Below are 7,657 nucleotides of genomic sequence, written 5' to 3'. Positions count from 1 at the left end.
CCCCCCCCCCCCCCCCCCCCCCCCCCCCCCCCCCCCCCCCCCCCCCCCCCCCCAACCCACAGGAACCCGGCTTCTGCCGTTGACGTTGCCTCTGCGGGTGCAGGGTGCAACCCTGCGCAAAAGAAACACCACCCTACGCCAGCGTCGGTTGTGCAATCTTCCCCCGCGCACTACGATCCTGCGGTTCGCGCGCGCAGGCGCGCACCCATATTCCTGCTGAGCGCCCCGCGCGCCGCATCTGCCAACCCGAGGTATCCATGGTCATCAAACCGCGCGTCCGCGGCTTCATCTGCGTCACCACCCACCCGACCGGCTGCGACGCCGCGGTCAAGCAGCAGATCGACTACATCCGCGCGCGCCCGCCGATCCAGAACGGCCCCAAGCGCGTGCTGGTGATCGGCGCCTCCACCGGCTACGGCCTCGCTGCGCGCATCACCGCTGCCTTCGGCAGTGGCGCTGCGACCCTCGGCATCTTCTTCGAACGCCCGGGCAGCGAGACCAAGCCGGGTACCGCGGGCTGGTACAACTCGGCCGCATTCCACAAGTACGCCGACGAAGCCGGCCTGTACGCCAAGAGCATCAACGGCGATGCCTTCTCCGATGAAGTGAAGGCCAGGGCCATCGAGATGATCAAGGCCGATCTCGGCCAGGTCGATCAGGTCGTCTACAGCCTGGCAGCGCCGCGCCGCAAGCACCCGAAGACCGGTGAAATCATCAGCTCTACGCTGAAGCCGATCGGCGAGCCGATCACGCTGCGTGGCCTGGATACCGACAAGGAAGTGCTGACCGAGACCCATCTGCAGCCGGCCACCCCGGAAGAAATCGCCGGTACCGTCGCGGTGATGGGCGGTGAGGACTGGCAGATGTGGATCGACGCGCTGGCCGATGCCGGCGTGCTGGCCAACGGCTGCACCACCACCGCCTTCACCTATGTGGGCGAAGAGATCACCCAGGCGATTTACTGGAACGGCTCGATCGGTGCCGCCAAGAAGGACCTGGACACCAAGGTGCTGGGCCTGCGCGAGAAGTTGGCCAAGATTGGTGGTGATGCACGCGTATCGGTGCTGAAGGCGGTGGTGACCCAGGCCAGCTCGGCGATTCCGACCATGCCGCTGTACCTGTCGCTGCTGTTCAAGGTGATGAAGGAAAAGGGCACCCACGAAGGCTGCATCGAGCAGTTGGATGTGCTGTACGACATCCTCTACGGCGGCAAGGCCGACGGCGTGGCGATCGATCGCCTGCGCCACGACCTGGTCGATGGCGAGGGCCATACCGTTGCGCTGGTCGATGAGGAAGGCCGCCTGCGTGCCGACTACAAGGAAATGGCGGCAGACGTGCAGGGCAAGGTGGTTGCGCTGTGGCCGCAGGTGACCAACGAGAACCTGTACGAGATCAGCGATCTGGCCGGTTACAAGGCCGACTTCCTGCGCCTGTTCGGCTTTGGCGTGGAGGGCGTCGACTACGAGGCCGACGTCAACCCGGACGTGAAGATCGACAATCTGGTCGACATGACCTGATCAATGAAAAGGCCGGCGAAAGCCGGCCTTCTCTTTGTGTAGAGCCGAGCCATGCTCGGCTGCTCTTCGCTTGAGTCTCGCAGCCGCGCATCGCTCGGCTCTACAGAGAGGCGTCAACCAAACTCGAACCCCATCTCCGGCAACGCCGGACCGACGAAGTCGCCCTGCACGTAATCCACGCCGGCACTGAACAGCAGGGTCATCGAGTTGGCATCGCTGACGAACTCGGCGATGGTACGGATGCCGGCTTCCTGTGCGCGCGCGGTGATCTGGCTGATGCGGTCGATGTTTTCTCGGGTGGCGGCCAGATCGCTGGTGAAGCCGCGGTCCAGCTTGAGGAACTGCGGCTGGAAGTGGGCCAGCAGCTGGAACGAATCCAGCCCCGATCCGAACTGCTCCAGGCCGATGCGGCAGCCCAGCGGCGCCACTTCGGCAAGGAACTGCTGCGCACTGCGCAGATGGGTGAACACCTTTGCTTCCGGCGCATGCAGCCACAGCCGTTCGCCGGGCACGCCCTGTGCCTGCAGTTCCCGACGCAGGGTGGCGATCATCTGCGGGTCGTCGAACGACTCTGGCGTCACCTTCACCAGCATCTGCGTGGCATGGCCTTCGCGTGCACGTTGGCCCAGCACAGCGATCGCCCGTGACACCACCCAGCGGTTGATGTCGGCCAGCAGGCCGTGTTCCTCCGCGATGCCCAGGAACGCAGTCGGGCTCAGCAGTTCACCATTGTGCTCAAGGCGCAGGTAGGCCTCATACAGCTCCAGCGACTCCCCCTGCAGGTTCAGCACCGGCTGGTAGTGCAGCTGGAAGCCATCACCGGCCAGTGCTTCACGGATTCGGGTGACCCAGCGCAGCACGCGTTCTTCCTCCACGCGGTCGGCAGCGGCCGGGTCGAAGATGCGGCAGGTGTTGCCCAGTTCGGCGGCGGCCTGCGTGCATTCGCTGGCGCGTGCCAGCACCTGGCCGATGCTGGCGATCTTCTCGCCCACCTGCACGCCACCGATGCTGACCGTTACCGTGGCCGAACGCGCGCCGATGCTGAAGACGTGTGCGGCGTAGGCTTCGCGGATGCGCTCGGCCAGTGCCACGGTCTGCGCGTAGGGCCCGGCCTGCAGCACGGCGAAATTGTGTTCGCCGAAACGGGCCAGCTGCGCGTCCTCGCCAACCACCTCGGCCAGCAGGGCGGCGAGGGCGCCGATCAGGATGTCGGCCGAGGCCAGGCCGATATCCGGCAGCAGGCGCGCGTAGTGGTCCGGCTCGATCAGCAGCAGGCCGAACTGGCCTTCGCTGCGCCCGGCCTGGGCCACCGCGCTTTCCAGCTGCAGCATGAAGGTCGGTCGGTTGAGCAGGCCGGTGACCTGATCGCGCTGGCGCAGGTCCTCGACCTCGCGCGCCAGTTCCGGGTCGAATTCCATGCGGCGGCGGAGTACCACCTGCAGGCAGGATTCGCCCTCGTAGGTGGCGGGGGTGAATTCCATCGTTGCCGGGAACGCGCTGCCATCCTCGTGGCGCGCGTCAAGCTGGTACTGCGGCGGCGGCGCCTCGCCACGGCTGAGGCCCTTCAGCAGCTGCTTGAAGCCTTCCACATGCTGGGCGGCGACCATGTCCAGCAGCGAGATGCCTTCGATATCGTCGAAATGCTCGTAGCCGAACATCTCCAGATAGGCGTCGTTGGCGCGGATGTGCATGCCTTCATGCACGTAGGCGATGGGGTCGCGCGAGGAAGCGATCAGGGCATCGCAGCGGCGCTCGGTCTCGCGCATCTGCGCCTCGATGCGGCGCAGGCCACGACGAGCCTGCAGGTCCACCCACTGATCACGGACCACGGCGAGCAGGTGCTCGGAACGCTGGCGCAGGGCGAGGGCACGGATGCCGTGGCTGCTGGCTTGTACCAGCTCGTCCTCGTCGATGCGTTCGGCCAGCAGCACCAGCGGAATGTCCTTGCCGCTGGCAGCAATATGCTGGGCCACCAGTGGCAGCGGGATCCCCTGCGAGGGCGAAGCCAGCACCAGGTCGATGGCCTGGCTGGCCAGCACCTGGGACAGTTCGGCAGCATCCTGCGGGCGCCACGGACGCACCGCGATGCCGCTGTTGCGCAGGGTGCTGACGATGGCCTCGGCGTTCTCGCCGCTGTCATCGACGATCAGCAGGCGGATGGTGATGTCGTTCGCGTTCTGCATGCACTGCTCCCCAATCTGCAAATCTAGATACACGATGCGCGCCGAACCGTCCATGCGCGCACCCCTTGCACGCATCGAACGGCGATGTGGTTCACACCACGCCACCGGCCGCGTGGCCGCTGGCCCAGGCCCACTGGAAGTTGTAGCCGCCCAGCCAGCCGGTCACATCCAGCACCTCGCCGACGAAATGCAGGCCGGGTACGCGCTTGGATTCCATCGTCGAAGACGAGACCTCGGCGGTGTCCACGCCGCCGAGCGTGACCTCAGCGGTACGGTAGCCCTCGGTGCCACTGGCCACCAGCGGGAACGCGCCCAGCAGCTGCGCGGCCTGGCGCAGCACCGGCTCGTCCAGCTGGCGCACGGGCCGGTCGGGCAGCCAGTGTTCGCACAGCCGCTGTGCCAGCCGCTTCGGCAGTACTTCGCCCAGCACCGTGCGCAGTTCGGCGGCAGGTCGTTCGCGCTTCATCTGGCGCAACCACTCGCCGGCATCCTGGCCGGGCAGCAGGTCCAGCTCCAGCGCATCGCCGGGTTGCCAGAACGAGGAGATCTGCAGGATCGCCGGGCCACTCACGCCGCGATGGGTCAGCAGCATGAAGTTCTGGAAGCTCTTTCCGTTGCAGCGCGCCTCGATCGGCAGGGCGACACCACTCAGATCGGCCAGCCGTTCCTGGTGCTTGCCGCTGAGCGTCAGCGGTACCAGCCCTGCGCGGGTCGGCAGCACCTGGTGGCCGAACTGTCGGGCCACTTCATAACCAAAGCCGGTGGCACCCATGCTGGGAATGGACAGGCCGCCGGTGGCAACCACCAGCGAGGCGCAATGGAACAGGCCATGGGTGGTATGCACGCGGAAGCCATCGCTGCCGTGCTCGATGCGCTGCACGCTGCACTCGGTGCGCACCTGCACGCCGGCCGCCTGGCATTCGTCCACCAGCATCTTCACGATCTGCTTGGACGAGACATCGCAGAACAGCTGGCCCAGCTCTTTTTCGTGATACGCGATGCCGTGCTTGTGCACCAGCTCGATGAAGTGCCAGGGTGTGTAGCGCGCCAGCGCCGACTTGCAGAAGTGCGGGTTGGCCGACAGGAAGTTGGCCGGGGTGGTGCCGGTGTTGGTGAAGTTGCAACGGCCACCGCCGGACATCAGGATCTTCTTGCCGACCTTGTTGGCATGGTCGATCACCTGCACCTGGCGGCCGCGCTGGCCAGCCGTGATTGCGGTCATCAGCCCGGCCGCGCCGGCGCCGATGACCACCACATCGCAACGGAGGGTGCTCATGCCTTGGCGCGCTTGCGCCAGTTCGGGATCACGTCGAGCTGGATCTGGTCGTTGAGCAGCTGCACTTCGCCGTCCTGGATCAGCACGCTCCAGCGCATGGCGCGCTGGATCTGCTGGCCCCACAGTTCGACGAAGGCACCATCGAGGTCGACCACCGACAGGTTGTCGAAGCGCGCCAGGCCCTTGCTCTGCTTGCTCCACCAGATGTCCGAAGCGTTGCCGCCGTAGTTCACCACCTGCACCTGGCGGCTGCGGTTGCTGGCCTTGCGGATGCGCGATTCGTCTGGATGGCCCAGGTCGATCCATTGCAGGATGTCGCCGGTGTAGTCGTGCTCCCACAGGTCCGGCTCGTCATCGGTACTCAGGCCGCGGCCGAATTCCAGGCGGTCGCCGGCGTTCAGCGCGAAGGCGAGCAGGCGCACCATCAGGCGATCGTCGGTCTCGGACGGGTGCTGGGCCAGGGTCAGGTTGTGGGTCACGTAGTAGCCGCGATCCATGTCGCTGATCTGCAGTTCGGCCTTGCGGATGGTGGCGGTGAGAGCCATGGGGGGTCCGTGGACTAAAGACGACAATGATAGAGGTTTGCTCCAGAGGTGTCCGTTGCCGGTCTGTCTGCGCAGCGTCAACGGTGGCACTCTTGCGCTCTTTCCTGCCGCAGGAGTGCCACCGATGACCCTGCCCAGCCGCCTGCAGCTGCCGCCCGGCCACTGGAGCAGCCTGCTCGATGGCCTGTGTGCACGTTTCCCTCGCATCGACCGTGCGCAGTGGCAGGACCGCTTCGCACGAGGCCGTGTGCAGGATCCGCAGGGCAGGGCACTGGCGCCGGACATGCCCTGGCAGGTGGGGTTGGAAATCCAGTACTTCCGCGAGGTGGCCGACGAGCCGGTGGTTCCCTTCGCCGAGACCATCCTGCATCTGGATGCGCACCTGCTGGTGGCGGACAAGCCGTACTTCCTGCCGGTGACGCCGGCCGGTGGCCATGTGCGCGAAACCCTGCTGGCGCGCCTGGTCGCACGCACCGGCAACACCGAACTGGCGCCGTTGCACCGCTTGGACCGGCTGACCGCCGGCCTGGTGCTGTTCTCGACCCAGGCAGCCACGCGTGATGCCTATCAACGGCTGTTCCGCGAACGGCGCATCGAGAAGACCTATGAGGCGCTGGCACCGGCGCTGCCCGGGCTGGCGTTTCCGTTGCAGCGGGACAGCCGCCTGGTGCCGGGCGAACCGTTCTTCCGCATGGCCGAAGTGCCGGGCGAGCCCAATGCGCGCAGCCGGATCGAGCTGATCGAGGCTGAAGGGCCGGTCTGGCGCTACCGGCTGCTGCCGGAAACCGGCCGCAAGCACCAGCTGCGCGTGCACATGGCGGCGCTGGGCGCGCCGATCGAGGGCGATGACCTGTATCCGCTGCTGAGGCCGCGCCCGGATGAAACGGTCGAGTCGCCCCTGCAGCTGCTGGCGCAGGGGCTGGCCTTCGATGACCCATTGAGCGGGGAGCCCCGGCGGTTCAGCAGCCGGCGCCGCCTGTGCCTGCCCGGCCAGGGCGGGTAGGGCCGTTCAGCGAACCGGGCGTCGGGCCAACCAGCGGTCCAGCTCGGCAGCGAACAGCTGCCGGTCGCGCGGGCCCAGCGGCGGCGGGCCGCCGGTCTGCACCCCGGCGCCGCGCAGCTCTTCCATGAAATTGCGCATCGACAGCCGCTCGGCCATGTTGTTCGGGGTGTACAGCTGGCCGCGCGGGTTCAGCGCCACGGCCTTCTTCTCCAGCACCAGGGCGGCCAACGGGATGTCCTGGGTGACCACCAGGTCTCCGGCGGCGACCCGCTCGACGATGGCGCTGTCGGCCACGTCCAGGCCCTGCGGCACCTGGATCGAGCGCAGCCAGCGCGATGGCGGGGTGCGGATCCACTGATTGGCGACCAGGGTCAGCTCGATCCCAACGCGTTCAGCGGCACGGAACAGGATGTCGCGAATGACGGTGGGGCAGGCATCCGCGTCCACCCAGATGCGGGGCAGGGCGGGTTCAGCTTGGGTTTCAGCTTCAGTCATTTACCCAGTGTAGGGTAGGAAAAACCTGAATGGGGACTCGGAGTTAGGCTTGATCGGCTGCCAAGCCTTGTCACGCCTAGCGGGCAGGGTTTGCCCATGAACGTCCGGGCTATCGCTTTTTGCAGAAAACACGCGTATCGTTCGACCCACTGTGTTTGCTAGGGTCACCGTGAATCGTGGCCTGGTGCAGTTGATCTCACGATCCGCTCATCGATCCGCTTTACCAACGCCTGCAACTCAGTCTCGGCCCCGATACCCGGTGGCTGCGATTTTTTTCAACATGTGTTTCAGGAGTTAGTCAAATGTCTGATCGTCAGACCGGCACCGTCAAGTGGTTCAACGACGCCAAGGGCTTCGGCTTCATCACCCCGGAAAGCGGCCCGGACCTGTTCGTGCACTTCCGTGCCATCCAGGGCACCGGCTTCAAGACCCTGCAGGAAGGCCAGAAGGTTACCTTCATCGCCGTCCAGGGCCAGAAGGGTATGCAGGCTGACCAGGTGCAGGCGGTCTAATCCGTCTGCTACCGTTTGGTAGCCAGAACGCCGGAAGCGAAAGCTTCCGGCGTTTTTTGTTGCCTGCTGTTCTGTAGCGGGGGGGGGGGGGGGGGGGGGGGGGGGGGGGGGGGGGGGGGGGGGGGG

At 66.4% G+C, this 7,657-nt stretch carries 7 protein-coding genes; 3 read left to right on the top strand and 4 right to left on the bottom strand.

The genetic code is table 11. The features are described from left to right. The first annotated feature begins 257 nt into the window (after nucleotides 1–257). Nucleotides 258–1,517 (top strand): enoyl-ACP reductase FabV, encoded by a 1,260-nt coding sequence (gene fabV / locus ACTJJM_RS20910; RefSeq protein ID WP_010484508.1) that lies wholly within the window; start codon nucleotides 258–260, stop codon nucleotides 1,515–1,517. Nucleotides 1,518–1,630: 113 nt separating this feature from the next. On the opposite strand, the gene ACTJJM_RS20905 is transcribed toward fabV, so the two are convergent. From ACTJJM_RS20905 to ACTJJM_RS20895, 3 genes are all read right to left on the bottom strand, one after another. Continuing rightward, the gene (locus tag ACTJJM_RS20905) at nucleotides 1,631–3,700 is read right to left on the bottom strand and encodes an EAL domain-containing response regulator (protein ID WP_010484510.1); all 2,070 of its coding nucleotides are present in this window, start codon (nucleotides 3,698–3,700) and stop codon (nucleotides 1,631–1,633) included. 91 nt (nucleotides 3,701–3,791) lie between these two features. Next, the gene (locus ACTJJM_RS20900; protein ID WP_049411433.1) at nucleotides 3,792–4,976 is read right to left on the bottom strand and encodes an NAD(P)/FAD-dependent oxidoreductase; all 1,185 of its coding nucleotides are present in this window, start codon (nucleotides 4,974–4,976) and stop codon (nucleotides 3,792–3,794) included. Beyond that, the gene (locus ACTJJM_RS20895) at nucleotides 4,973–5,521 is read right to left on the bottom strand and encodes a YaeQ family protein (RefSeq protein WP_043403207.1); all 549 of its coding nucleotides are present in this window, start codon (nucleotides 5,519–5,521) and stop codon (nucleotides 4,973–4,975) included. Before ACTJJM_RS20895 ends, ACTJJM_RS20900 begins: the two co-directional genes overlap by 4 nt. A gap of 124 nt (nucleotides 5,522–5,645) precedes the next feature. Between ACTJJM_RS20895 and ACTJJM_RS20890 the strand changes: the two genes are divergently transcribed. Next, nucleotides 5,646–6,524, top strand: coding sequence for a pseudouridine synthase (locus ACTJJM_RS20890; protein WP_440865946.1), 879 nt, complete (start codon nucleotides 5,646–5,648; stop codon nucleotides 6,522–6,524). A gap of 6 nt (nucleotides 6,525–6,530) precedes the next feature. Here the strand turns inward: ACTJJM_RS20890 and ACTJJM_RS20885 are convergent, their stop codons facing one another. Further along, on the bottom strand, nucleotides 6,531–7,019 hold the full coding sequence (locus ACTJJM_RS20885) for a YaiI/YqxD family protein (protein ID WP_010484520.1): 489 nt from the start codon (nucleotides 7,017–7,019) through the stop codon (nucleotides 6,531–6,533). A 302-nt stretch (nucleotides 7,020–7,321) separates the two neighbouring features. On the opposite strand from ACTJJM_RS20885, the gene ACTJJM_RS20880 reads away from it, so the two are divergent. Next, nucleotides 7,322–7,531: a cold-shock protein gene (locus ACTJJM_RS20880; RefSeq protein ID WP_004153307.1), complete on the top strand. Its 210-nt coding sequence runs from the start codon at nucleotides 7,322–7,324 to the stop codon at nucleotides 7,529–7,531. Nucleotides 7,532–7,657: the final 126 nt, after the last annotated feature.

This window comes from Stenotrophomonas sp. 22692, assembly GCF_052045015.1.
GTDB lineage: Bacteria > Pseudomonadota > Gammaproteobacteria > Xanthomonadales > Xanthomonadaceae > Stenotrophomonas > Stenotrophomonas geniculata.
This window is presented reverse-complemented; position numbering and strand designations above follow the sequence as displayed.

Excerpts from the sequence above, each read along its gene's own strand:
- fabV (WP_010484508.1), top strand. The coding sequence starts at position 258 with ATGGTCATCAAACCGCGCGTCCGCGGCTTCATCTGCGTCACCACCCAC.
- ACTJJM_RS20905 (WP_010484510.1), bottom strand. The coding sequence starts at position 3,700 with ATGCAGAACGCGAACGACATCACCATCCGCCTGCTGATCGTCGATGAC.
- ACTJJM_RS20900 (WP_049411433.1), bottom strand. The coding sequence starts at position 4,976 with ATGAGCACCCTCCGTTGCGATGTGGTGGTCATCGGCGCCGGCGCGGCC.
- ACTJJM_RS20895 (WP_043403207.1), bottom strand. The coding sequence starts at position 5,521 with ATGGCTCTCACCGCCACCATCCGCAAGGCCGAACTGCAGATCAGCGAC.
- ACTJJM_RS20890 (WP_440865946.1), top strand. The coding sequence starts at position 5,646 with ATGACCCTGCCCAGCCGCCTGCAGCTGCCGCCCGGCCACTGGAGCAGC.
- ACTJJM_RS20885 (WP_010484520.1), bottom strand. The coding sequence starts at position 7,019 with ATGACTGAAGCTGAAACCCAAGCTGAACCCGCCCTGCCCCGCATCTGG.
- ACTJJM_RS20880 (WP_004153307.1), top strand. The coding sequence starts at position 7,322 with ATGTCTGATCGTCAGACCGGCACCGTCAAGTGGTTCAACGACGCCAAG.